The organism is Blautia glucerasea (genome assembly GCF_020537505.1).
In the GTDB taxonomy this organism is placed as follows: Bacteria; Bacillota; Clostridia; order Lachnospirales; family Lachnospiraceae; genus Blautia_A.
Genome location: NZ_JAJBMO010000001.1, coordinates 113608 through 139840, shown reverse-complemented (window position 1 = coordinate 139840; position 26233 = coordinate 113608). Strand labels below are relative to the sequence as shown.

The 26233-nt window shown below is 45.1% G+C and carries 20 protein-coding genes; 19 read left to right on the top strand and 1 reads right to left on the bottom strand.

From position 1 onward, the window contains the following. Window positions 1–619: 619 nt before the first annotated feature. From LIQ05_RS00580 to LIQ05_RS00490, 19 genes are all read left to right on the top strand, one after another. A complete protein-coding gene (locus LIQ05_RS00580; protein ID WP_226818051.1) occupies window positions 620–2086 on the top strand; it encodes an aminotransferase class I/II-fold pyridoxal phosphate-dependent enzyme in 1467 nt (488 codons plus the stop codon). 77 nt (window positions 2087–2163) lie between these two features. After that, window positions 2164–3018 (top strand): polyamine aminopropyltransferase, encoded by an 855-nt coding sequence (gene speE / locus LIQ05_RS00575; RefSeq protein ID WP_195589111.1) that lies wholly within the window; start codon window positions 2164–2166, stop codon window positions 3016–3018. 3 nt (window positions 3019–3021) lie between these two features. Beyond that, the gene (gene speB, locus LIQ05_RS00570) at window positions 3022–3894 is read left to right on the top strand and encodes an agmatinase (protein WP_226817912.1); all 873 of its coding nucleotides are present in this window, start codon (window positions 3022–3024) and stop codon (window positions 3892–3894) included. A gap of 28 nt (window positions 3895–3922) precedes the next feature. Further along, window positions 3923–5182: a saccharopine dehydrogenase family protein gene (locus LIQ05_RS00565; RefSeq protein WP_173717550.1), complete on the top strand. Its 1260-nt coding sequence runs from the start codon at window positions 3923–3925 to the stop codon at window positions 5180–5182. Then, window positions 5182–6396: a carboxynorspermidine decarboxylase gene (locus LIQ05_RS00560; protein ID WP_226817911.1), complete on the top strand. Its 1215-nt coding sequence runs from the start codon at window positions 5182–5184 to the stop codon at window positions 6394–6396. The genes LIQ05_RS00565 and LIQ05_RS00560 overlap by 1 nt, the downstream gene beginning before the upstream one ends. 319 nt (window positions 6397–6715) lie before the next feature. Beyond that, the gene (locus LIQ05_RS00555; protein ID WP_226817910.1) at window positions 6716–6937 is read left to right on the top strand and encodes a hypothetical protein; all 222 of its coding nucleotides are present in this window, start codon (window positions 6716–6718) and stop codon (window positions 6935–6937) included. A gap of 28 nt (window positions 6938–6965) precedes the next feature. Further along, window positions 6966–7487, top strand: coding sequence for a CarD family transcriptional regulator (locus tag LIQ05_RS00550; protein ID WP_226817909.1), 522 nt, complete (start codon window positions 6966–6968; stop codon window positions 7485–7487). Between the two features lie 248 nt (window positions 7488–7735). Next, window positions 7736–9103 carry an MATE family efflux transporter gene (locus tag LIQ05_RS00545; RefSeq protein WP_226817908.1) on the top strand — a complete coding sequence of 456 codons (1368 nt, stop codon included), beginning with the start codon at window positions 7736–7738 and terminating at the stop codon, window positions 9101–9103. A gap of 13 nt (window positions 9104–9116) precedes the next feature. Beyond that, on the top strand, window positions 9117–9704 hold the full coding sequence (locus LIQ05_RS00540) for an AAA family ATPase (RefSeq protein WP_226817907.1): 588 nt from the start codon (window positions 9117–9119) through the stop codon (window positions 9702–9704). 240 nt (window positions 9705–9944) lie between these two features. Beyond that, a complete protein-coding gene (gene clpB, locus LIQ05_RS00535) occupies window positions 9945–12527 on the top strand; it encodes an ATP-dependent chaperone ClpB (protein WP_173717552.1) in 2583 nt (860 codons plus the stop codon). A gap of 26 nt (window positions 12528–12553) precedes the next feature. Beyond that, window positions 12554–12727 (top strand): DUF4250 domain-containing protein, encoded by a 174-nt coding sequence (locus LIQ05_RS00530; RefSeq protein ID WP_118582984.1) that lies wholly within the window; start codon window positions 12554–12556, stop codon window positions 12725–12727. Window positions 12728–13193: 466 nt separating this feature from the next. Beyond that, window positions 13194–13685 carry a MarR family winged helix-turn-helix transcriptional regulator gene (locus tag LIQ05_RS00525; RefSeq protein ID WP_226817906.1) on the top strand — a complete coding sequence of 164 codons (492 nt, stop codon included), beginning with the start codon at window positions 13194–13196 and terminating at the stop codon, window positions 13683–13685. A gap of 77 nt (window positions 13686–13762) precedes the next feature. Continuing rightward, window positions 13763–15925, top strand: coding sequence for an ABC transporter ATP-binding protein (locus LIQ05_RS00520; RefSeq protein ID WP_226817905.1), 2163 nt, complete (start codon window positions 13763–13765; stop codon window positions 15923–15925). After that, the gene (locus LIQ05_RS00515; RefSeq protein ID WP_226817904.1) at window positions 15922–17769 is read left to right on the top strand and encodes an ABC transporter ATP-binding protein; all 1848 of its coding nucleotides are present in this window, start codon (window positions 15922–15924) and stop codon (window positions 17767–17769) included. The genes LIQ05_RS00520 and LIQ05_RS00515 overlap by 4 nt, the downstream gene beginning before the upstream one ends. A 277-nt stretch (window positions 17770–18046) precedes the next feature. Further along, a complete protein-coding gene (locus LIQ05_RS00510) occupies window positions 18047–20122 on the top strand; it encodes a HelD family protein (protein WP_226817903.1) in 2076 nt (691 codons plus the stop codon). A 407-nt stretch (window positions 20123–20529) separates the two neighbouring features. Next, window positions 20530–21549 carry a hypothetical protein gene (locus LIQ05_RS00505; RefSeq protein ID WP_226817902.1) on the top strand — a complete coding sequence of 340 codons (1020 nt, stop codon included), beginning with the start codon at window positions 20530–20532 and terminating at the stop codon, window positions 21547–21549. A 162-nt stretch (window positions 21550–21711) separates the two neighbouring features. After that, complete coding sequence (locus LIQ05_RS00500) at window positions 21712–22482, top strand: class I SAM-dependent DNA methyltransferase (protein ID WP_226817901.1); 771 nt, start codon at window positions 21712–21714, stop codon at window positions 22480–22482. Window positions 22483–22723: 241 nt separating this feature from the next. After that, window positions 22724–23602, top strand: coding sequence for an Hsp33 family molecular chaperone HslO (gene hslO, locus LIQ05_RS00495; RefSeq protein ID WP_226817900.1), 879 nt, complete (start codon window positions 22724–22726; stop codon window positions 23600–23602). A gap of 109 nt (window positions 23603–23711) precedes the next feature. Continuing rightward, complete coding sequence (locus LIQ05_RS00490) at window positions 23712–25628, top strand: NAD(+) synthase (protein WP_226818050.1); 1917 nt, start codon at window positions 23712–23714, stop codon at window positions 25626–25628. 54 nt (window positions 25629–25682) lie between these two features. Here the strand turns inward: LIQ05_RS00490 and LIQ05_RS00485 are convergent, their stop codons facing one another. After that, a complete protein-coding gene (locus LIQ05_RS00485) occupies window positions 25683–26141 on the bottom strand; it encodes a hypothetical protein (RefSeq protein WP_226817899.1) in 459 nt (152 codons plus the stop codon). Window positions 26142–26233: the final 92 nt, after the last annotated feature.

The window sequence follows — 26233 nt, the reverse complement described above, 5'->3', positions numbered from 1 at the left end:
GTTTGGAAAATCATTTCCGCAATCTGCTGACATCATAAAATGAAACAGTTGACATGCATTTTCATATGTGCTATGCTTATGAAGATTTTGAAAGACAAAGAAAGAGTCTTTTCAAAGCAATTATTTTGGATCACTCCATTTGGGGTTAAGGCCATACGGACAGCCGGGTCCACTGCCGCTGATGGTAACTTTGGTTGCCTTATTGATTGAGTTAGAAGCTCAAATTTTATAAGTTGGTTCCTTTGATAACCACTATGCGCCTGATGCGCAGACTTGTGAAACGGTCAATAAGAGTAGTAAAAGTATGATTGCTATATAGACTCTGACATATATCATCTGGATTTCTATTTTATGTAAATACAAGGATTCCTGTATTTATTATAAGTCAATGGAGATAGAATCGGGAAGAATGATCCAAGCAGGTTTGCGGTTTTGAGGCAGCCTGCTTTTTTTGTGTAATAGAAAATCCCGTTGGAATTTCCTATTATGTAAAAAGCTCTGCCGGGTAGGATTCCCCTGCAGCGGAAGAGCAGATGGCGCTGGAGACGCCCCTTTGCAGGCGGAGAATCCTGCAAACAGGATTTTTTATACAGACAAAGGAACTGGAAATGGAGACGCAATGAACAGAACTCGTTTTAAACTGAACCAGAATCGTGCACCAATTCACGAGGCTCTGGAAAATTTCCGGCGCATGAGAGTGGTACCCTTCGATGTGCCAGGACATAAAAGAGGAAGAGGAAATCCGGAGCTTACTGAGTTTCTGGGGCAGAAATGTGTAGGCGTGGATGTAAACAGCATGAAGCCTCTTGATAATCTCTGTCATCCTGTATCTGTGATCCGGGAGGCAGAAGAACTGGCAGCAGATGCCTTTGGAGCAGCGCACGCCTTTCTCATGGTTGGCGGAACTACAAGCTCCGTACAGACCATGGTGTTAACTGCCTGCAAGAGGGGAGACGAGATCATTCTTCCCCGCAATGTCCACAGAAGTGTGCTGAATGCGCTGGTTCTGTGCGGAGCAATTCCGGTTTATGTGAATCCGGAAGTAGATCAGAGACTTGGAATCTCTCTTGGAATGCGCCGTGAACAGGTGGCAAAGGCAATTAAGGAGCATCCCAATGCAGTGGCTGTGCTGGTAAACAATCCAACCTATTATGGAATTTGCAGTGACCTTCGTGCAATTGTGCGGATGGCTCATGAAGCAGGAATGCTGTGTCTGGCAGATGAAGCCCATGGGACTCATTTTTATTTTGGAGGAGGACTGCCGGTTTCGGCAATGGCAGCTGGCGCAGATATGGCATCTGTATCCATGCATAAAAGCGGCGGAAGCCTGACCCAGTCCAGTCTTCTTCTGACTGGACCTGGCGTCCATGCAGGTTATGTCCGTCAGATTATCAATCTGACCCAGACTACCTCAGGAAGCTATCTTCTGATGTCAAGTCTTGATATTTCCCGTCGGAATCTTGCACAGCGCGGACGTCAGATTTTCCATCAGGTAGCAGATATGGCAGAATACGCAAGGGAAGAGATTAACGCCATTGGTGGCTATTACGCATTTGGAAAAGAATTGGTGAATGGAGATTCGGTTTTTGATTTTGACATTACGAAATTAAGTGTACATACCCTGGATATCGGACTTGCAGGAATTGAGGTTTACGACATTCTGAGAGATGAATATGATATTCAGATCGAATTTGGTGATATTGGAAACATTCTGGCTTATCTGTCAATTGGAGACCGTGCCCAGGAAGTAGAGAGGCTGGTAAGTGCCCTTGCGGAAATCCGCAGGCGTTTCCAGAAGGATAAATCAGGATTGCTGGATCAGGAATATATTGATCCCCAGGTAGTAACAAGCCCTCAGGAAGCCTTTTATGCAGAAAAATGCAGCCTTCCACTCAGGGAAACGGAAGGAAAGGTATGCAGTGAATTTGTAATGTGTTATCCCCCGGGAATCCCAATTCTTGCTCCAGGGGAGCGGATCACTCCGGAAATCCTGGATTACATTGAATATGCCAAGGCAAAAGGATGTAACATGACAGGTCCGGAAGATCCGGATATATTACGGTTAAATGTGCTGGAGCATGTCTAAAAAAGGCTGTCTGCAAATTGTGACACACATCTTGCGGGAATAATTTTAAAACACACTCTGGCAGGGAGGTAAAGAAAATGGAAATGTGGTTTTCAGAATTTCATACACCGGATGTGAAGCATAGCATCCGGGTAAACCGTCAGCTCTACTCAAAGCAGAGCGACTATCAGAGAATTGATATTTTTGAGACACCTGAATTTGGCAGGGTTCTTACACTGGACGGAAATGTAATGCTCACGGAACGTGACGAATTTATTTATGACGAAATGATTACCCATGTACCTATGGCTGTCCATAAAGAAGCCAGGGATATTCTTGTAATCGGGGCAGGAGACGGCGGAGTTGTACGTGAACTGACCAGATATGACCGTGTCCGTCATATTGATCTGGTAGAGATGGATCCCATGGTAGTGGAAGCCTGCCGTGCCTATCTTCCGGGAAATGCCTGCAGGCTGGATGACAGGAGAGTGCATCTTCATTATGAAAATGCGTTGAAATTTATCCGGCGCTGTGAAAATAAATATGACCTTATTATCGTGGACTCTTCCGATCCTTTTGGTCCTTCAGAAGGCTTGTTTACCCGTGAATTTTATGGAAACTGTTATAATGCGCTGAAAGAGGATGGTATCATGGTCAATCAGCAGGGAAGTCCTTTTTATTCTGAGGATGCCCACGCCATGCAGCGCAGTCACAAAAGAATTGCCAGTACGTTTCAGATCAGTCGTGTTTACCAGGCACATATTCCTACCTTTGCTGCCGGCTACTGGCTGTTTGGTTTTGCAAGCAAAAAGTACCATCCGGTGGATGATCTGGATCCGGAGGCATGGAACGCCCTGAATCTTCGCACCCGTTACTATACCACAAGGCTTCACAGAGGTGCGTTTTATCTTCCGGCTTTTCTGGAGGAAATGCTTCAGGAGGTGGAGGACTGATTTATGATTTTACCAAATATTGAGAATTTTATCGGCTGTGACAGCAGCTTTGAGGAAGCAGGGATTGTTCTTTACGGAGCGCCCTTTGATTCTACCACAAGCTTTCGACCTGGAGCCAGGTTCGGCCCTTCTGCCATTCGTCATGAAAGCTTTGGACTGGAAACCTACAGCCCTTATCAGGACCGCGACCTTACAGATATTCAGGTATTTGACAGTGGAGATCTGGAGCTTTGCTTCGGCAGCAGTGAAATGGCACTTGCGGATATCCAGAATCGTGCCTGGGAAATTCTGGAAGCAGGAAAGATACCCTTGCTTTTAGGCGGCGAGCATCTGGTGACGCTGGCGGCTGTAAGAGCCGCAGCCAGAAAGTATCCAGGGCTTCATATTATTCATTTTGATGCCCACGCAGATTTGAGGGATGATTATCTTGGTGCCCACTTAAGCCATGCGTGTGTCATTCGCAGATGCCATGATATTCTGGGAGATGGACGGATTCATCAGTTTTGCATCCGAAGTGGGGAAAGAGAAGAATTCCGGTTTGCAAAGGAACATACAGATTTTCATCCCTTTACCTTTGAAGGCTTGGAAGAGACCATACAGGAGTTGGACAGGGAGCAGGTTCCGGTATATTTTACCATTGATCTGGATTGCCTGGATCCATCTGTATTTCCGGGAACCGGTACACCGGAGGCGGGAGGCGTAAGCTTCCTTGAGCTTCTTGCGGCTATCCGGAAGGTATCAGAATTAAATATTGTGGGAGCAGATGTCAATGAGCTGGCACCAATGCTGGATCCAAGCGGTGTTTCCACAGCCACAGCATGCAAGGTGGTCAGGGAACTGCTGCTGGCAGTGGCGAAACAAAAACAGCTGCGATAGTGAAATATAAAAAAAGGAGATAAAAAACATGAGCAGAGTACTTGTAATCGGCTGCGGCGGAGTAGCCAGTGTAGCAATTCAGAAATGCTGTCAGGCAGATGAGGTATTTACAGAACTGTGTATTGCAAGCAGGACAAAAGAAAAATGTGATGCCCTTGCCCGGAAGCTGGAGGGAAAAACAAAAACAGTTGTTACCACGGCAAAGGTAGATGCAGATGATGTAAACCAGCTGATCCAGCTGATCAATAGTTACAAACCGGATCTGGTAATGAACATTGCACTTCCATACCAGGATCTGACAATTATGGATGCCTGTCTGGCATGTGGCGTAAACTATATGGATACGGCAAATTATGAGCCCGAAGATACCGATGATCCGGAATGGCGGGCTATTTACGAAAAACGCTGTAAGGAAGCTGGATTTTCCGCATATTTTGATTATTCCTGGCAGTGGGCATACCGGAAGAAATTTGAAGAGGCAGGACTTACTGCACTTCTTGGCTGCGGCTTTGACCCGGGCGTTACACAGGCATACTGTGCATATGCATTGAAGCATGAGTTCGACCAGATTGATACCATTGATATTCTGGACTGCAACGGAGGAGACCATGGATATGCATTTGCAACCAACTTTAACCCGGAGATCAACCTTCGTGAGGTAAGCGCTCCTGGAAGCTACTGGGAGAATGGACATTGGGTGGAAATTCCTCCGATGGCCATTAAGCGGGAATATGATTTTGACCAGGTTGGCGATAAGGACATGTATCTTCTCCATCACGAGGAAATTGAGTCCCTTGCCCAGACAATTCCGGGAGTAAAGAGAATTCGTTTCTTTATGACCTTTGGACAGAGCTATCTGGATCACATGCGCTGCCTGGAGGATGTGGGAATGCTTTCCACTACCCCGATCAACTATAACGGACAGGAAATTGTTCCCATCCAGTTTTTGAAGGCTCTTCTTCCGGATCCGGCAAGCCTTGGTCCCCGTACCAAAGGTAAAACCAATATTGGCTGTATTTTCACCGGAGTAAAGGATGGACAGGAGAAAACCTACTATATTTATAATATTTGTGACCATCAGGAATGCTATAAGGAGGTTGGAAGCCAGGCAATCAGCTACACGACAGGCGTTCCGGCTATGTGTGGGGCATTAATGATGCTTACCGGAAAATGGATTCGTCCAGGAGTGTATACAGTAGAAGAATTTGACCCGGATCCGTTCCTGGAAGCACTTGACAAATACGGACTTCCACGCAGTGAAAATCATAATCCGGAGCTGGTTGATTAATGGAAAAAACAGATATAAGACCACCCTTTGCAGCATCCGGCGGAGTTGTTCCGCCGGAATTCCGGAAAATCAAGACGCCTTGTTATGTTCTTGACGAAATCGCGCTTATAAAAAATGCAGAATTAATGGGAAAGATCGCCGAAAAAACAGGATGTAAAATGCTCCTGGCGCAGAAGGCTTTCAGCAATTATGACTGCTATCACCTTCTGGAGCCTTATCTGGCTGGAACAGAAGCAAGTGGACTGTACGAAGCAAGGCTTGGCGCCCAGGAGATGCCAGGAAAAGAGGTACATGTATTTTGTGCCGGATACCGTGAGGATGAATTTGAAGAACTGCTTTGCTTTGCAGATCATATAGTGTTTAACTCACCCTCCCAGCTTCTCCGTTTTGGAAAAAGAGCGAAGCAGGCCGGAAAAAGCGTAGGGCTCAGGATCAATCCGGAATGCTCTACCCAGGAGGGACATGAAATTTATGATCCCTGTGCCCCGGGCAGTCGTATGGGTACTACGAGAGCACAGTGGGAGGCTGCTGTGAAAATGCATCCGGATCTGACCGGATTATTAGATGGTATTCACTTTCACACCCTTTGCGAGCAGGATTCCTCTGATCTGGAAACCACTCTTGCAGCGGTGAAGGTGAAATTCGGAGATCTGATTTCTCAGGTAAAATGGCTGAACCTGGGAGGAGGACATCATATTACAAGACCAGGTTATGATATTGCACGGCTTGAAAAGTGCATTGAGGCGGCAAAGGAAGAATGGAAGGTGGATATTTACCTGGAGCCTGGAGAGGCATGGGCATTAAATGCCGGATTTTTTCTGACAACTGTGCTGGACGTGCTGCAAAATGGTGATACCCGGCTTGCAATTTTGGATGGAAGTGCTGCCTGTCATATGCCGGATGTTCTGGAAATGCCTTACCGTCCGCCTCTTCTTGGAGCAGGGGAGCCAGAAGAGAATGCCGTTACCGTCCGTCTTGGAGGACCAACCTGTCTGTCCGGGGATGTTATAGGAGATTACAGCTTCCAAAAGCCTTTGGCATACGGAGATCTTCTCATGTTTGGCGATATGGCCATATATACAACCTGCAAAAACAATACCTTTAATGGAATGCCCCTGCCTGATATCTGGCTGCGGCATGGTGATAAAACCATGGAACGTCTGACTGATTTCGGTTATGAGGATTTTAAAGGCAGACTTGGACACCGCAGGTAATCAGAGTAGGTCTCCTGTAAAATTTGTAAAAGACGTAAGTCATAGAAATATGGCTTGCGTTTTTTTCTGTCTGGAAGAAAGTGAGATATAATGACACAACACCAGAAAAGATCTGGAACGTATGAAACAGTCTGAGTATATGTAAACGTATGGTAATAATATCTAAAAAAAGAAGATACATTTTTAGTAAAAAACGCTTTTGAAATAAGAACAAAATGGTTTTATAATAAAAATAACGGCAGGCAGCGTAGTGATGCGGGAAAGCAACATCTTATATGCTGCCTGTTGTTTATAAAATGAATTTCAGGAGGAAGCATACATGCATGAATATGAAATTTTTATTGAAGAAATAAATCCGTGTGGAGGAGAACAATACAGTAAAAAAACTTTGATTGAGGCAGAAGCAGACAGTCCGGAAGCTTATGTAAAGGAAAATGGAAGATTTCCGGTTCTGGAATCCACATGCAATGAGAGTGGAGATGTTGTAATAGTAACAGGAGACAAACAGGGTTCTTTTGTACGTTATACTTTTACGGAATAAGAGTTCCGGGCAGCAAGGAGAGGATTTTGTGAAATATGAAATTGGAGATTTTGTCAGCAAACCAGTTATAGGTATCTGTAAAATAGAGAACATTCTATATTTGAATCCGCAGGATGAAAAAAAAGATAAGTTGTATTATCTCATGAAACCAGTAGAAGATGAAAAGGAAAAAATATATGTTCCTGTTTCAAATTCAGCTTCGGGGCTGAGACTGTGTCTGACAAAAGAGGAAGCGTGGAATCTGATCAAACGAATTCCAGAGATTCCGACAGCATGGACAAATAATGAAAAGATGAGAGAGCAAAGCTATAAAGAGGCAGTAAAAGCAAATGATCCTGAAGCCTTAGTTGCTATTATAAAAATGATTTATCAACGAAAACAAAAAAGGCTTGCACAAGGAAAAAAGTGCACTACTACAGATGCAAGATATTTTCAGGTGGCCGAAAATCTGTTATATGTAGAGCTTGGAATTGCTCTTGGAAAACCAAAGCAGCAAATCTGTAAAACAATTATTGATTATATGAATCAAAGAGTTGACAACAGTATTTGAAAAATGGACCGTAATTGTTCATTGGTAACAAAAACAAAAAAATCTGTTTGACTTTTTGAAAAACAGGCAATATAATTAAATCAAACGAGTAGCAGGTAAGCGTAAATCCAGTTTACAAGCTGCTCGTTTTTTATTTTACTAAAATTGAATATCGCCATGAAAAAGTGTGTAGCCTGTCAGCGTAAGTCCAGCTTATATGACAGGGTGCGCGCTTTTTTTGTGCAGAAAAAGAGAGGAGTTAAAACAAAATGGCGGAAAGCAACAAGATGAAGGAGATGCCGGTGAATAAGCTGATGGTCCAGATGGGAATTCCAATGATCTTATCCATGGCATTGCAGGCAGTCTATAACATTGTAGACAGCGCATTTGTAGGAAATATGAGAGTGGGCAGTGAATCAGCACTAAATGCACTGACCCTGGTATTCCCGGTTCAGATGCTTATGGTGGCAGTGGGAATCGGAACGGGTGTAGGAACCAATGCACTTCTTGCAAGGACACTGGGACAGGGAAAACGTAAAAAAGCTGCAAAGGTAGCAGGAAACAGTCTGTTCCTGGGTGTGATCATTTATGTGGTTTGTTTATTATTTGGCATCTTTGGAGTGAGAGCATATATTTCATCTCAGACAGTAGATGCAGAAGTACTTAAGATGGGAGTCAGTTATCTGCGGATATGTTGTGTGATTTCTTTTGGAATCATCTTCTTTTCCTTATTTGAAAAGCTGTTACAGGCTACAGGACGCTCTCTTTATTCTACAATCGGTCAGGTGGTTGGAGCAGTTGTAAATATCATTCTTGATCCGATCATGATCTATGGTATTGGACCTTGCCCGGAAATGGGAGTGAAAGGTGCAGCTTATGCAACGGTAATTGGTCAGGTAGCATCTGCAGTATTACTGCTTCTCTTTCATATCAAATTAAATAAGGAATTCGAGCATGGGGCGAAATACATGAAGCCGGATGGCGGAATTATCAAGGAAATCTATACAATCGGACTTCCGGCAATCATTGCACAGGCATTGATGTCCATTATGGTTTATGTGATGAATCTGATCTTAAAGTTCAATCCGTCAGCACAGACGGCTTATGGTCTGTTCTATAAGGTACAGCAGTTTGTTTTGTTTCTTGCTTTTGGTCTGCGAGATGCGATCACTCCGATCATTGCATTTGCTTATGGAATGAGAAGTAAGAAGAGGATTCAGGCTGGAATCAAATACGGTCTGATCTATACAATTGTGTTAATGATTCTTGGAATTGCAATCACAGAGATTTTCCCCGGAGCATTTGCAACGCTGTTTAATGCGGGACAGTCGAGAGAATATTTTATCGGAGCAATGAGAGTGATTTCTATAAGTTTCCTGTTTGCAGGAATCAATGTTGCTTATCAGGGCATTTATCAGGCATTGGATGGTGGCATGGAATCGCTTGTTATTTCGCTTTTGAGACAGCTTATTATTATCCTGCCGCTGGCCGGAATTTTTTCCATGTTTGCCAGAAATGGACAGATGGGAGTTTCACTGATCTGGTGGGCATTTCCGATCACTGAAATAGTTTCATGTTTTGTAGGATATGTATTTTTAAAGAGAATCAGAAAAAATAAAGTAAATGTTTTGAACTAAGGAGGAATCAGAGATGGCAAAAAGAATCATTACAATCAGTAGAGAATTTGGAAGTGGCGGACGTTTTATCGGAGAAGAAGTAGCGAAGAAACTTGGGATTGCTTATTATGATAAAAATATCATTAATGAAATTGCAGAGAAGTCCGGTTTGTCACCGGAGTATGTTCAGAAAAATGCGGAATTATCTCCGAAAAAAGGTTTGTTTGCATATGCATTTGCCGGACGTGATATCACAGGAAAATCAGTAGAAGACATGGTGTATGAGGCACAGAGAAAGGTTATTTTAGAACTGGTGGATAAGGAATCCTGTGTAATTATCGGGAGAAATGCAGATTATATTCTAAAGGATAGGGATGATGTACTGAATGTATTTATCCATGGGAATATGCCGGAAAAAACACAGCGAATTATGAGTTTATATAATGTAGAAGAGAAGGAAGCTGTCAAAATGATGACAGATACAGATAAAAGGCGTATGACGAATTATAATTTTTACACGGATCAGAAATGGGGAAAAGCGAGCAATTATACGCTGTGTCTGAACAGCTCACAGATTGGATATGACAGATGTGAAACAATAATTGTGGAGTGTGTAAAATAAAAATTTATTTTCACTATTTGCATGTTCGTAGCGTTAACAAAATCTTCACAAAATAATTAGCACTCACCTATTGACAGTGCTAACAATCGGTGCTATATTAAAAACCGTAATAAGAAACTACCTATACAAAACGCAGCCCCTGCGAGTTACTTTTTTAAAGAGCCGCGGCAGCTGCGTTTTATATATAAGAATAAGTGGGTGAAATTATTTCCATTCACCCAAGCTGAAGGAGGAGAGCCTATGAACATCAGCAAATTTACGCAGAAATCCGTACAGGCTGTTCAGGATCTGGAGAAGGTTGCTTACGAATATGGCAACCAGGAAATCGAACAGGAGCATCTGTTATATACCCTCCTGACACAGGAAGACAGCCTGATTCTCAAACTGATCGAGAAGATGGAAATAAATAAAGAATATTTTCTGAACACAGTAAAGAACGCCCTGGATGCAAAAGTCAAAGTATCTGGCGGCGAACTCCGGTTCGGACAATATCTGAATAAGGCACTTGTAAATGCAGAAGACGAAGCTAAAGCAATGGGAGATGAATACGTATCCGTAGAGCATCTTTTCCTGGCCCTGCTGAAATATCCAAGCCCCAGCATGAAGAAAATCTGGAGCGAATTTGGCATTACCAAAGAGCGTTTCCTGCAGGCACTTTCCACAGTACGTGGAAACCAGCGTGTGGTAAGCGACAATCCGGAAGCCACTTATGATACTTTAAATAAATATGGCGAAGATCTTGTGGAGAAAGCAAGAAGCCAGAAGCTGGATCCGGTCATTGGACGTGACAGTGAGATCCGGAATGTGATCCGTATTCTTTCCCGTAAGACCAAGAACAACCCGGTTCTCATCGGTGAACCTGGTGTTGGTAAAACAGCCGCTGTGGAAGGTCTTGCACAGCGAATTGTAGCAGGAGATGTTCCGGAAGCACTGAAGGATAAGAAAATTTTTGCCCTGGATATGGGTGCACTGGTAGCAGGTGCCAAATATCGTGGCGAATTTGAGGAACGTCTGAAAGCAGTTCTGGAAGAAGTGAAGAAAAGCGAAGGGCAGATCATTCTGTTTATTGATGAGCTTCACCTGATCGTTGGTGCAGGTAAGACGGATGGTGCAATGGACGCCAGCAATATGCTGAAACCAATGCTTGCCCGTGGTGAGCTTCATTGTATCGGTGCCACTACATTAGACGAATACCGTCAGTATATTGAGAAGGATGCTGCACTGGAACGTCGTTTCCAGCCGGTTATGGTGGATGAGCCAACTGTGGAGGATACCATTTCTATCCTTCGTGGTCTGAGAGAACGTTACGAAGTATTCCATGGTGTTAAAATCACAGACAGCGCACTTGTTGCAGCTGCAACACTTTCACATCGTTATATTACAGACCGTTTTCTTCCGGATAAGGCAATTGACCTGGTAGATGAGGCCTGTGCCCTGATCAAAACAGAGCTGGATTCCATGCCAACTGAGCTGGATGAGCAGCGCCGTAAGATCGATCAGATGAAAATGGAAGAGCTGTCTCTGAAGAAGGAAACCGATAATTTAAGCAAAGAGCGTCTGGAAGAGCTTCAGAAGGAGCTTGCGGAAATGCAGGATTCCTTCAATACCCAGAAGGCTCAGTGGGAGAATGAGAAACATTCTGTAGAGAAGCTTCAGAAGCTTCGTGAACAGATTGAGGATATGAACAAACAGATCCAGATTGCAAGACAGAACTATGATCTGGAGAAAGCTTCCGAACTGCAGTATGGCGAGCTGCCGAAATTACAGCAGCAGCTGGAAATTGAAGAGCGCAATACAAAAGAGAGTGACAGAAGCCTTGTCCACGAAGTAGTAACAGACGATGAAATCGCAAGGATCATTTCCCGTTGGACCGGCATTCCGGTAGCAAGACTGACAGAGGGAGAGCGTGCCAAACTGCTTCATCTGGAAGATGAGCTCCACAAACGTGTTATCGGTCAGGACGAGGGTGTACGCCGTGTAACCGATGCCATTCTTCGTTCCAAAGCAGGAATCAAAGATCCCACCAAACCAATCGGTTCTTTCCTGTTCCTTGGACCTACTGGTGTTGGTAAAACAGAGCTCGCCAAAACCCTTGCACAGACTCTTTTCGATGATGAGCAGAATATGGTTCGTATCGACATGAGCGAGTACATGGAGAAATACTCTGTATCCAGACTGATCGGAGCTCCTCCGGGATATGTTGGATACGAGGAAGGCGGACAGCTTACAGAGGCTGTTCGTCGGAAACCGTACAGTGTTGTACTTTTCGATGAGATTGAGAAGGCACATCCAGATGTATTCAATGTACTTCTGCAGGTACTGGATGATGGTCGTATTACCGATTCCCAGGGACGTACTGTAGACTTCAAGAATACAATTCTGATCATGACCTCCAATATCGGATCTCCTTATCTGCTGGATGGTATTGATGAAAATGGAGAAATCAAGGAAGAAGCCCAGAAAGAGGTTATGGATGATCTGCGCGGACATTTCCGTCCGGAATTCCTGAACCGTCTGGATGAGATCATTCTGTTTAAGCCATTGACAAAAGATAATATTGGTAGTATCGTTGATCTGATGGTAAAAGAGCTGAATGACCGGCTTGCCGACCAGGAGCTTTCCCTGGAGCTGACAGATGCAGCCAAGAAGGATGTCATTGACAATGGTTACGATCCTGTCTATGGTGCAAGACCTCTGAAGCGTTATCTTCAGAAATATGTAGAGACACTGACTGCCAGGAAAATCCTTTCAGGCGAAGTCCATACCGGCGATACACTGGTATTGGATGTGGAGAATGGAGAGTATGTGGTTAAAGTGAAGTAAAGGAAAAGAAAAGGAGTCCAAGTCTTATGATACCAAAAGATCCTATGATTTTGCTTAGTTATGTAAATACCCAGCTTCGGGATTATTACGATTCTCTGGAAGCCCTGTGCACCTGCCGTGGACTGAACAGGGAATCTCTGTTGGATAAGATGGATTCCATCGACTACCACTACGACGAAGAGACCAACCAGTTTATTTGAGATCACAATATTCAATAATTTAATACCGCTTGTCAAAGCTGTGAAAACCGCTTGGCAGGCGGTATTTTTTTGTAACAGGAATTTCCTGTTACGTATTATATAAAAAGCTTACCAGGCGGGATTGCACTGCGGCGGAAGGGGTGTTGTCGCTCCAGACGACCCGCCGCAAATGGAGAATCCTGCAAGCAGGATTCTTTTTACCATGAAAATTTCGGACAACAGATAATGTGGTCTTACATATAATAATTAGCCGACAAAATAAATACATATTTTAAATTCAATAAAATTAAGATATAAATCTAAAAAAAATATAAACTGCACAAAAAACACTTGCGTTTCTTGTGAAAAAGTGTAAACTATAAAATTAGTCGGCTAACTAATATAAGAAAGCTGAACAGGAACCTGAAACTGTGATACACACTCTAAAGCCTGTATCCCAGTTTCAAACAGCAAGTGAGGTGGGAATTTGGAAAACGACAATGAGAAAAGCATTCAGCGTCTGCTTATGGAAATCAGCCGCATGTATGTGGAAAAATGTTTTGGTAAACTAAAAGGTCTGGGAATCCATCCAAGACAAATGCCGATTCTGGCTGTTCTGTGGAAAGAAGACGGATGCAGCCAGAAAGAACTGGCCAGCCAGTTAGGCGTGAAGCCGCCTACTGTTACCGTAAGTATCCAGCGCCTGGAAAAAATCGGTATTATAGTTCGAAAACAGGATGAAAAAGATCAACGCATAAGCCGGATTTATCTTACAGAAGAAGGAAAGACAATAATTAATGAAGGTATGCGCATGGTAAAGGAAGGAGAAAAACAGGTTCTGACCGGATTTTCCGAAAGTGAGTTATGTCTGATGAAACGATTCTGCATACAGATCAAGGAAAATATTGCGGCAATGCCAGCACCAGAGTTTTCACCGGAAGAAATGTGCATGGGACATTTTTGCCATAATAAAAAGTAGCACAGGAAACTGAAAAACAAAGCAAAAGGCAGAAAAGCCCGGATGCTTTGAAAAAATGTAGAAAGGACAACCCAAGCATGATTAAATTAATGAAGTATCTGAAAAAATCGGCAGGCTACATCGTCCTGATCATTGGACTGCTGTTTTTGCAGGCATACTGTGATCTGTCCTTGCCGGATTATACCTCCAAGGTAATTAACGTAGGTATCCAGCAGGGGGGAATACCGGATGGTGTTCCGGAAAAAATGCGTCAGGGCACAATGGAAAAGCTGCAGATTTTTATGGACGAAGACACACAGAAAGAAGTTCAGGACTCTTATGTCCTGGATGGAGACACATATGAACTGAAGGATGGCATTACAGGGGATAAACGTGAGGAATTAAACGATCTTCTGTGCAAACCTCTGATGATGTACACCTCTTTTACCTCTGGCAGTGAAGAGAGCCAGAAAATGCTTTCCCAGATGCAGGTACCGGAAGGAACGGACCCAATGCAGGTTCTGTCAGCAATGCCGGAGGATGCGAAAAAACAGATGCTGGAGTCTGCAGATGAGAAGCTTTCCGACATGCCGGAATCCATTCTTACACAGGCCGCTGTCAGTGGTGTGAAAGCAGAATACGAAGCTATGGGCGAGAATCTGGATGCAATTCAGATGAATTACATCCGGATATCCGGGATCCAGATGGTTCTGATGGCGTTGGTGATTATGCTGGCCGCAGTAAGTGTTACCTTCCTTTCAGCAAGAGTGGCAGCAGCCCTTGGACATGATCTGCGAGATAATGTATACCGCAAGGTCATTCATTTCTCCAGTAACGAATATCATAAATTTTCCACTGCATCCCTGATCACGCGAAGTACCAACGATGTGCAGCAGGTACAGCAGGTTATGACCATGATGTTCAGAATCGTTCTGTATGCGCCCATCCTTGGCATTGGAGGCGTGATCAAGGTTCTCCAGACTGATTCCTCCATGACCTGGATTCTTGGAGCCGCAGTAGCCATTATTTTGATTGTTATTTTTGTACTGTTCCAGATTGCAATGCCGAAATTCACCAGGCTGCAGACTCTCATTGACCGTCTGAACCTGGTAACCAGGGAAATCCTTACCGGAATCCCGGTTATCCGCGCGTTCAGCCGTGAGAAGCATGAGGAAGAGCGCTTTGAAAAAGCAAATATGGATCTGACAAAGACAAACCTGTTTGTAAACCGCTGTATGACATTTATGATGCCGATCATGATGCTGATCATGAACGGTGTATCTGTAGCGATTATCTATTTCGGTGCACATGGCGTTGACAATGGAACTATGCAGGTAGGAAATATGATGGCATTTATTCAATACGCAATGCAGATTATTATGTCCTTCCTGATGATCACAGCTATTTCCATTATGCTCCCAAGGGCAAACGTGGCAGCCGGCCGAATCTGTGAGGTTCTGGAAATGGAGCCATCTGTAAATGATCCGGAGGAACCGGTAATGCCAGATAAGCAGGAAAAAGGAACGGTCGAATTTGACCATGTAAGCTTCGCTTATCCGGAAGCAGGGGAAAATGTCATCAACGACATTACCTTTAAGGCAGAAAAAGGCCAGACTGTTGCTATCATCGGAAGCACCGGAAGTGGCAAGAGTACGCTGATCAACCTGATCCCCAGATTTTATGATGCAACGAAGGGCTGTGTCAAAGTAGATGGTGTGGATGTACGAAATATGACACAGCATGAGCTTCGTGACCGTTTGGGCTATGTACCTCAGAAGGGAGTCCTGTTCTCTGGAACCATCGACTCCAACATTCGTTACGGTAAGCCGGATATGCCAGAGGAAGATGTAAAACTGGCAGCTCAGATCGCGCAGTCCGATGACTTTATTGAAGCGAAACCAGAAGGCTACAAAGCACCTATTTCCCAGGGAGGAAATAATGTATCCGGTGGCCAGAAGCAGCGTCTTTCCATTGCAAGAGCGATTGCCAAAAAGCCGGAGATCCTGATCTTTGACGACAGCTTTTCCGCACTTGATTTCAAGACTGACAGCAAGCTTCGCAAGGCCCTGAAGGAAAAGACAAAGGATATTACCACGATTATCGTAGCACAGCGAATCAGCACCATCCTGAATGCAGATCAGATCATCGTGCTGGATGACGGAAACATGGCAGGCATCGGCACCCACAAGGAACTGATGAAGAACTGCGAGGTTTACCGCCAGATCGCCATGTCACAGCTTTCAGAGGAGGAATTAGCATGAGTGAAAACAAAGCCAGAGGCCCTATGATGGGTGGTCATCGGAGCCGTGCAATGAACTCCGGGGAAAAGGCAAAAGACTTTAAAGGAGCAATGAAACGACTTTTGAAATACATGGAACGCTACAAATTCCGTTTCGTTCTCATGTTTTTGTTTGCAATTGTAGGAACCGTTTTTAACATTGTAGGACCAAAGATCCTTGGAAAGGCAACAACAGAGCTTTTTAACGGTCTGGTAGCCAAGGTAAACGGCACCGGAAGCATTGATTTTGAAAAAATTGGCTATATTCTGTTATGGACATTAGGACTGTATCTGGCAAGCGCCTGCTTCTCCTTTATCCAGGGTTATGTGATGACCGGAATTTCCAACGACGTTACCTACAATTTACGTAAAGATATTTCAAAGAAATTCAGCCGTCTCCCAATGAACTATTATGAGAGCCGGACAAACGGCGAAATCCTTTCCCGCGTAACGAACGATGTGGATACTCTTCAGATGAGTCTGAACCAGAGTATTACCCAGCTGATCACGTCAGTTACCACCCTGATCGGTGTGTTTGTGATGATGCTGTCCATCAATGTGTGGATGACTCTGGCTGCTCTTCTGATCCTTCCGATGTCCATGCTTATCATCAATTTTGTTATGAAGCACTCCCAGAAATATTTCCAGGCACAGCAGAAGTATCTGGGTGAGGTAAATGGCCAGATTGAAGAGAACTACGGCGGACACAATATAGTGAAGGTATTTAATAAAGAAGAAGACGTAGTTGCAGAATTTGAAAAAGATAACCAGAAGCTTTACGAATCAGCATGGAAATCTCAGTTTTTCTCCGGAATCATGATGCCGGTTATGCAGTTTGTTGGAAACCTTGGATATGTTATGGTAGCTCTTCTGGGAGGATGGTTCACGATCAAAGGCTCTATTGAAGTAGGTGATATTCAGTCCTTCTTCCAGTACATCCGTAACTTTACCCAGCCCATCCAGCAGATTGCACAGGTAACCAACCTGCTTCAGTCCTCAGCAGCCGCTTCCGAGCGTGTGTTTGAGTTTCTGGATGAGGAGGAAGAGGAGACCACCAAAGAGAATGCTGTTTCTATTGACGGACTTAGCGGAAATGTAGAATTTGATCATGTAAGCTTCGGTTACAATCCGGAAAAGATCATTGTCCACGATTTTTCGGCAAAGGTCAAAGATGGTCAGAAAATTGCTATTGTAGGGCCTACTGGTGCAGGAAAAACCACCATGGTTAAGCTGCTCATGCGCTTCTATGATGTAAACAGTGGTTCTATTAAGGTAGATGGCCATGATGTAAAAGATTTCAACAGAAGCGAGCTTCATGAAATGTTTGGAATGGTGCTTCAGGACACCTGGCTGTTTTCCGGAACCATTATGGAAAACATCCGCTATGGACGGCTGGATGCTACCGATGAGGAAGTGATCGCAGCAGCAAAGGCTGCTCATATCCACAACTTTATCATGCAGCAGCCGGGAGGCTATAACATGGTTCTGGATGAGGAGACCAGCAATGTTTCCCAGGGACAGAAGCAGCTCCTGACAATTGCAAGAGCCATTCTTGCAGACAATAAGATCCTGATCCTGGATGAGGCTACCTCCTCTGTTGATACCAGAACCGAGGTACAGATCCAGAAAGCTATGGATAACCTGATGAAAGGCAGAACCAGCTTTGTCATCGCTCACAGACTTTCCACCATCAGGGACGCAGATCTGATCCTGGTTATGAAGGATGGCGATATTATCGAGCAGGGCAGCCATGAAGAGCTGCTTGCAAAGAAAGGCTTCTACGCAGATCTTTACAACAGCCAGTTTGATAAGACGCAGACTGCATAAAAGTAAGTGAAACAGATAAAAAAATACAGCAGCTTTTTCGGAAAATATACGGAAAAACTGCTGTTTTTTTTGTCTTCAGAGAGAAAAAATCCAGGGATTTGCTGTCTGTACTTTTACCCGCAGATAATGTATAATGGAGCAAAGTTTCTGCCGGAAAGGAAGGCAGGGACAAAGTCATGACAACGAAAAAACTCATTTATTGTAGCAGTCCTGGGTGTCTTTTTACAAAGATTGGTAGAAAGGGCTGCAGCGCGAATGTTAAAGGAGTATACCCCCAATGACAATTGATAATAAAGACGGAGCAGCTTTTCTTGCATACGTTACAGATAAATTAGAAACCAGGATCGCCCATATCAGCCAGTCCATTCTGGAAGGACAGAAGGATATCGAAGGAATGCATGAGTATTACTGGGAGAACTATACGGAGATGGACCAGTATGGCTACGAAAATTTCGATAACCAGCAGGCGCTTCTTCACCAGATCAACGCCAACGAGCAGCAGATCCATCTGCGAAAAAGATTTCGTAAAATGCTGGATTCCCCTTTCTTTGGAAGAGTGGATTTCGTATTTGAAGGGGAGGAGGAGCCGGAAATTTTTTATATTGGAATCGGAAATTTCGCAGAAGAGGCAGGACATACGCCGCTGATCTACGACTGGCGTGCCCCTGTCAGCGGTCTTTTCTACGACTATGATAAAGGTCCCGCTTCCTACCAGGCACCTCTGGGAACCATCTGCGGCGAAATTGCCTCCAAGTGGCAGTATAAGATCCGAAATGGCCGCATGGTCTACCAGTTTGAAAGCGATGTGAAGATTGATGATGAGATCCTCATGGCAGAGCTTGGCAGTGGCGGCAGTACCGCGCTGAAAAATATTGTCCGAACCATCCAGAAGGAACAGAATGCCATTATCCGGAACACGAAGGACAAGATCATGGTGATCCAGGGTGCAGCTGGAAGCGGTAAAACCTCCATTGCCCTGCACAGGATTGCCTATTTATTGTACCACGACCGCCAGAATCTGAAGTCCTCTAATATCCTGATCCTGTCGCCAAACAGCATCTTTTCGGACTATATTTCCCATATCCTTCCAGAACTAGGAGAAGAGAATATTAAGGAAATGAGTTTCGACCTTTTTGCCTACAGACAGCTGAAGGACACCGTATCCGACTGTGAGGACCGTTATGACCAGATCGAGCGCAGCCTGAATTTCCCGGATATGCCTTCCTTATATAAAGAAAAACAGTCCAGGGAGTTTTTGAACCAGATGGAAGGCTACCTCACCTCCTTAGAGGATGAGCTGATGAATTTCCACAACGTGGAATATAAGAACTTTACCAAAAAAGAAGAGGAGATCATTAATCTTTTTTATTTCAAATTCCAGGACATCCCTCTGCTTTCCCGTATGGAGGCTGTGGCAGAGAACTTCATTGACGAGGTAGAGACACTTAGGGACAATGACATGGACGAAGAAGAGCGCGCTATTGTAATGGAGAAATTTATGAACATGTATGAGACTCAGGATCTCTACGTGATCTACAGCCGCTTCCTGGAAAGCTGCGGTTATCCGGGACTTCCCCATGTACAGCTTCAGGATCGGAAGCTTCGGTACGAGGACGTATATCCGGTGCTTTACATGAAATACCGTCTCCTTCGCCAGACCAGCCATAACGGCATCAAGCACCTGGTAGTGGACGAAATGCAGGATTACTCCAGGCTTCAGTACCTGATCATCAGGATGATGTTCCCCTGCCGCATGACCATTCTGGGAGACAAAGCCCAGACCATGGAAGACGAGACTCAGGACGTCCTTGGCTTTTTACCGAAAATTTTCGGAAAAGATATCCGCAAGATCCTTATGAACAAAAGCTACCGAAATACCATAGAAATCGCTTCCTATGCCAACCAGCTTGTGGGAATCACCGATATGGATCTGTTTGAGCGCCACGGTGAACCAGTGGAGGAACTGTCCTTTAACGGGGGAAAGAAGCAGGCTATGGAAGCAGCACTGGAGGAAATCGTGAACAAGCTCCAGCTTGGCGAAGAGCAGTTTGAGACAGCTGCGGTGATCCTTCGCACAGAAGTGGAGGCGAAAGAAGCAGCCCGTATTCTGAAAGAAAAACTGGAAAATACAGGTTTTGATACGGAGAACCGGTTCTCCTATCTGCACCGGGACAGCACCAGCTTCTGCAAAGGCCTGACTGTCACCACCTTCTACCTTGCAAAAGGACTGGAATTCGACCAGGTATTTTCCGTGTTTCCGTCAAAGGACCAGAGCCCGATCGCAAAGCAGGGACGGTATATTGCAGCCACCAGGGCACTTCATAAGCTGCATATGTACGAATATGGAAAATAAATATTACAAAAGTGTGACGGACGAAGTGTAGAATACAGGTGAAATTCCAGTCTCTGGAACCTGTTGGGGACGTTTGAGAGGACATACCGCGTTCTGGCCATACATCTATATAGGAATGGCAGTTCCACCGCAGTTATTGAACAATTGGCAATCCAGACTGCTGACCAGGATTTTTATTGTAACTGTATAAAAATCGTCACGAAAGTTTATAATATTTTCACAGTAAATTTAGATTCCCCACTGGGAAATCCATTGACAGGCTTGTAATAAAATTGTAAAATATAGCCCGAGGGTTGTTGTTCACCATATTCGTAGAGAAGGTTATTTGTGAATAGCTCCCCGTAAGGGACTTATAGAGAAAAGGCCGCCGGGCACTTTGTGGACGGCAGTGAAATAAGGAGGATACTATGAAGAATAAAAAGATTTTAGCAATCTTAACTATAGCAGCAACTGTATCTGTAGCCGCAGCAGGCTGCAGCTTTGGCGGAGATGAGCCGGAAGAGCAGGTTGTGGTAGACGCTACCCCGACTCCGGAACCCACTTCCACCCCGACTCCGGAGCCGACGATCGCACCGAATGTACAGGACAGCACTTACACATCCAGCAATGGTGCCGTATCCATCAAGCTTCCAGATGCAACCTGGGCGAACAAGGCAGACGAAGCTGACATGCTCAGCTTTGAATCTCCAGAGCAGGGCAAGATTCTGATCCTTCACGGACAGGGCGAGGACGACATGTCTTCTGCAATGCTTCCGGATACACAGGATCTGGCAGTAGCACTGGAGCAGGCTTCTGATCTTACAGAAGGAACGGATTTCGAAATCCAGGATTATACCACCAATACAGATGTAGAAGGTGTGGGCGTTTATTCCTACACTGTGAAATATACAGATACCACCAAGAGCGGTGGCTACACCTATGCAATCCATAAGATTTACAAGAGCTCTGACGAGTATTACAATATCTGCGGATCTGTTGTAGATGATGCTTCTTATTCTGGCATCAAGGCAGCCGTTGATTCCTTCGGAATCCTTGGAGATTCCACACTGAAGGCAGCAGCACCAGCTACATCTGGTGATAATACATCTGCTGACGGACAGACCGGCACTACAGATGGTACAGCAGACGGTACACAGTCTGGAACTACAGATTCTTCCTCCACAGGTGACGGAAGCAGTGATGGAACTATCAGCAACTCCGCAGGATTTACACAGGAGCAGCTGACCGATACCGACCAGACCAGAACCATCTATCGTAACTCCGATGGACATCCGCTTGTTATTACTCCAGACGGAAACGGAAACTGGGTAGACTTTGATGGAAATACCTATCGTTTCGTAAACAATGAGGATGTTTACGATCAGAACGACGTGGATTATTACTGGCATGGAGAAGGCGCAGACGTATATTACATGCCTGTAGAGTAATCACATACACCAGTTTGGAAATATAAATGGCTGTGGTTGTGAATTCTATTTGCACCGGGCAGTTTATAATCTTAAATCTTTAAAGAAAACAGCAGAAAGGTTGACTTACACGGACACAGCTATCCGGGAAGGATGGCTGTGTCCGTGACGGTTGGAGGGAATATGGATAATTTTCAGGCTTATGGCGATTTTGCCAGAGTATATGATATGTTCCAGGATAATGTAGACTACGAAACCTGGGGCAAATGGCTGAAGGAGCAGCTGACAGCTTATGGGATTACAGACGGACTGGTTCTGGATCTTGGCTGCGGTACCGGAACCATGACAGAGCTTCTGGCAGAGGCCGGTTACGATATGATCGGAGTGGATAACTCAGAGGAAATGCTGGCAGAGGCCATGGAGAAGCGTGTAGAGTCAGGACATGAAATTTTATATCTTCTTCAGGATATGCAGGAGTTTGAATTATATGGAACTGTGCGGGCTGTGGTGAGCGTATGCGACAGCCTGAACTACATAACAGAAGAAGAGGAGCTGGAGCATGTATTTGCCCTGGTGAATAATTATCTGGATCCCCAGGGGATTTTTCTGTTTGATATGAATACCATTTATAAGTATAAGAACATGATCGGGGATACTACCATTGCGGAGAACCGGGATGAGGGCAGCTTTATCTGGGAGAACAGCTATGATGAGGAGACCGGGATCAATACTTATGAGCTGGCGCTGTTTCTTCCAAGAGAAGACGGGCTTTATGAGAAGGATGAGGAAGTGCATTATCAGAGGGCATATTCTCTGGAGAAGATCGAAGAGCTTATTAAAAACGCCGGTATGGAACTGCTTGCAATTTATGATGCCTATACCATGGAGCCTCCGAAAGAGGATAGTGGAAGACTTACCTTTGTGGTAAGGGAGCATGGGAAAATGGCTGTTTAGTGTGTTGGTCGTTACCCCGGACGCGGTTTCACAATGTATATTCACCGCCGTGCGGAGCAACGTTCCGGCAAGCTGGCTGGTAACTACGACTAAGTCGCAGTTAGCGATTAGTCCATCGGAGCGTTGCGCCGGTGAGTGAGTAATACCCATTGTCCGAATGCGTCCCTCCTAACAAACTTTCAACACACTAAATAGCAAATAATAATGACGATATTATAACCAGATAGATTGGAGAAAACACATGAATGATTATATCATCCGCGCGACTGCGGCTAACGACCAGATCCGCGCATTTGCGGCAGTGACTACCCAGATGGTGGAGACTGCAAGAGAGCATCACAATACAAGTCCGGTAGCGACTGCGGCACTTGGAAGACTTCTCACGGCAGGTGCTATGATGGGTTCCATGATGAAAGGGGAGAAGGACGTTCTTACCCTTCAGATCAAGGCTGGCGGCCCTCTGCAGGGACTTACGGTAACTGCGGATTCCCAGGGAAATGTAAAAGGCTATGTAGGAAACCCGGACGTATGTATTCCGGCGAATTCCAAAGGCAAACTGGATGTTGCAGGAGCAGTTGGCCCTGGATTTTTGACAGTGATCAAAGATATGGGTCTGAAAGAGCCATACAGCGGACAGGTTATGCTGCAGACCTGCGAGATCGCAGAAGACCTGACCTACTATTTTGCAACCAGTGAGCAGGTGCCGTCCGCAGTAGGCCTAGGTGTTCTGATGAACAAGAACAACACGGTACGCCAGGCTGGAGGATTTATTGTACAGCTTATGCCATTCGCAGAGGAAGAAGTCATCTCCAGACTGGAGCAGAACGTCCAGAAGATCAGCTCTGTTACCAATCTGTTAGAAGAAGGACATACTCCGGAGAGCCTGCTTGAAAAAGTGCTTGAGGGGTTTGACATGCAGATCAACGAGAAAACAGACACCCGTTTTCACTGCAACTGCTCCAAGGAAAGAGTGGAGAAAGCACTGATCAGCATTGGCAGAAAAGAGTTAAACGAAATGATCCAGGAGGGAAAGCCAATCGAAATGAACTGCCATTTCTGCAATACCAATTATAACTTTACTGTGGAAGAACTGAAAGAGATTCTGCGTAGATGTAAATAAGCTGAATAGAAACAGAATTGCTATTTTTCATAGTAGTACTGCATTTAGATCTGTTAAGGAGATTTGCATGCAAAGATACGAAAATAGCAGGATAAGAGAGGAACAGGATATGAATCAGGGATTTATTAAAGTAGCGGCAGGTACGCCGCAGATCACAGTTGCAGACTGCAAGGCAAACACCAAAGCAATTCTGGAACTGATCCATGAAATGGAGGAACAGCATGCCAAGCTCATGGTACTGCCGGAGCTTTGTATCACAGGTTATACCTGCCAGGATCTTTTTCTTCAGAGAAGACTTCTGGACAGCGCATGGAAGAGCCTCCTGACCATTGCTGAAGAGACAGAAGAGGTAGATGCGCTGATCTTTGTAGGACTGCCGATGCGGATGAATGGCAAGCTTTATAATGTGGCAGCAGCATTGAACCATGGAAATATCCTTGGTTTTGTTCCGAAAACCAACATTCCAAATTACAACGAATTTTATGAGCAGAGACATTTTGCTTCTGGAAAAGATGTGTGGACAGACGTGACTGTTGGAGACGAGAGTGTTCCGTTTGGAAGCAGCTTGATCTTTGCGTGCGAAGAGCTTCCGGAGCTGACGGTTGGTGCGGAGATCTGTGAGGATCTTTGGGTTCCACTTCCTCCAAGTGTGAACCTTGCACAGTCTGGCGCACATATTATTGTCAATCTCTCTGCAAGCGATGAGATGGTTGGAAAAGATTCCTACCGTCGTGATCTGGTAAAGGGACAGTCTGCAAGACTGGTGTGCGGATACATTTATGCCACAGCAGGAGAGGGAGAATCCTCCCAGGACCTGGTGTTTGGCGGACAGAATCTGATCGCGGAGAACGGCACTATGCTGGCTGAAGCCAAGCGTTTTCATAATACAGTGATCTACGGGGAAATCGATGTGCAGCGACTGGCAGATGAGAGAAGAAGACTTTCCACCTATCCGGCAGCAGACGATTCAGACTGCCAGATGGTACCTTTTGAGGTGGAAGTGGAAGAGACCTCTCTTACCAGAAATTTTGCCCCCTATCCTTTCGTACCTTCTGTAAAAGAAGAGAGGGATATGCGCTGTGAAGAGATCCTGAACATCCAGGCTATGGGACTTAAGAAGCGTATGAGCCACATCCACTGCCAGAAGGCAATGGTAGGACTTTCCGGAGGCCTTGACTCCACACTGGCCCTGCTGGTGATCGCGCATTCCTTCCAGCTGATGGGACTGCCATCTGAGAATATTCGTTGTATCACCATGCCATGCTTTGGCACTACAGACCGGACATATCAGAATGCCTGCAAATTAAGCAAGTGCCTTGGCGCTACCCTTACAGAGGTAAATATTAAGGAAGCAGTAAACGTTCATTTCCGGGATATCGGACATGATGATTCTGTTCATGACGTAACCTACGAGAACTGCCAGGCAAGAGAGCGAACCCAGATCCTGATGGATCTGGCAAATCAGGAGGGCGCCCTTCTTGTGGGAACAGGAGATCTTTCCGAGCTTGCTCTTGGATGGGCGACTTATAATGGAGATCATATGTCCATGTACGGTGTAAATGCCTCTGTTCCGAAGACTCTGGTAAGACACCTTGTCCGCTATTACGCAGACACCTGTGGCGAGAAAGAATTGGAGGAGGTACTTCTGGATATCCTGGATACTCCGGTAAGTCCAGAACTTCTGCCGCCTAAGGATGGCAAGATCGCCCAGAAAACAGAAGACCTGGTTGGTCCTTATGAGCTTCACGATTTCTATCTGTACTACATGCTTCGAGCAGGCTTTGAGCCAGATAAAATTTACCGTATTGCCTGCCGTACTTTTGCGGATACCTATGACAAGGCAACGATCCTGAAATGGCTGAAAACCTTCTATCGCAGATTTTTCGCCCAGCAGTTCAAGCGTTCCTGCCTGCCGGATGGTCCGAAGGTTGGTAGTGTGGCACTGTCTCCAAGAGGAGACCTGCGTATGCCAAGTGATGCAAGCGCAGCAGTGTGGATGGAAGCGCTGGAAGAGATTGAGGCATAAAGTATTTTGCGTCGCCCAGCCTTGAACATGTTTTGCATGAAGTATAATTATAAATCATTCCACAGGCGGAGAACTAACATGGTTCTCCGCCTTTTTTAGTGCATCTTCAATGGCAGAAAGAAGCAGCTGTGACGTATATTTCCGGTCTGTGGAATACTTCAGGTCATCCAGGGACTGGCTGTTCACGATCTGGCTTGCCAGGGACTCAAGGGAAGGTTTCACCAGCGGAAACATGGCAGTGGTACTTTCACTTAAGTTCACCAGCTCAATGGACTGGATGCTGTTCTGATCTACTGTAACCTCCACATCAAAGGTATTTTTATTCAAAGTAAGAGAGCTTCGGTAAACTCCCGGTGTATAAAGTCCCTCCCCTGTGGCTGCCGTAGTCTGACTTTTTCCCGGTCCAAACATAAAATAGATCAGCACTCCCAGAAGAATAGCAAGAATCAGAAAGGCGATGGTATACACCACTTCCTTCATATGTAACACGATGATCCTGGTTTTCGAACTCATGGACTGCGCCTCCTGTTTCGCATTTATAATGGAAAAATCCTGGAAAAACCAGGCAGTTACTGTTCACTCCGTTCACAGCAACACCAGGCATT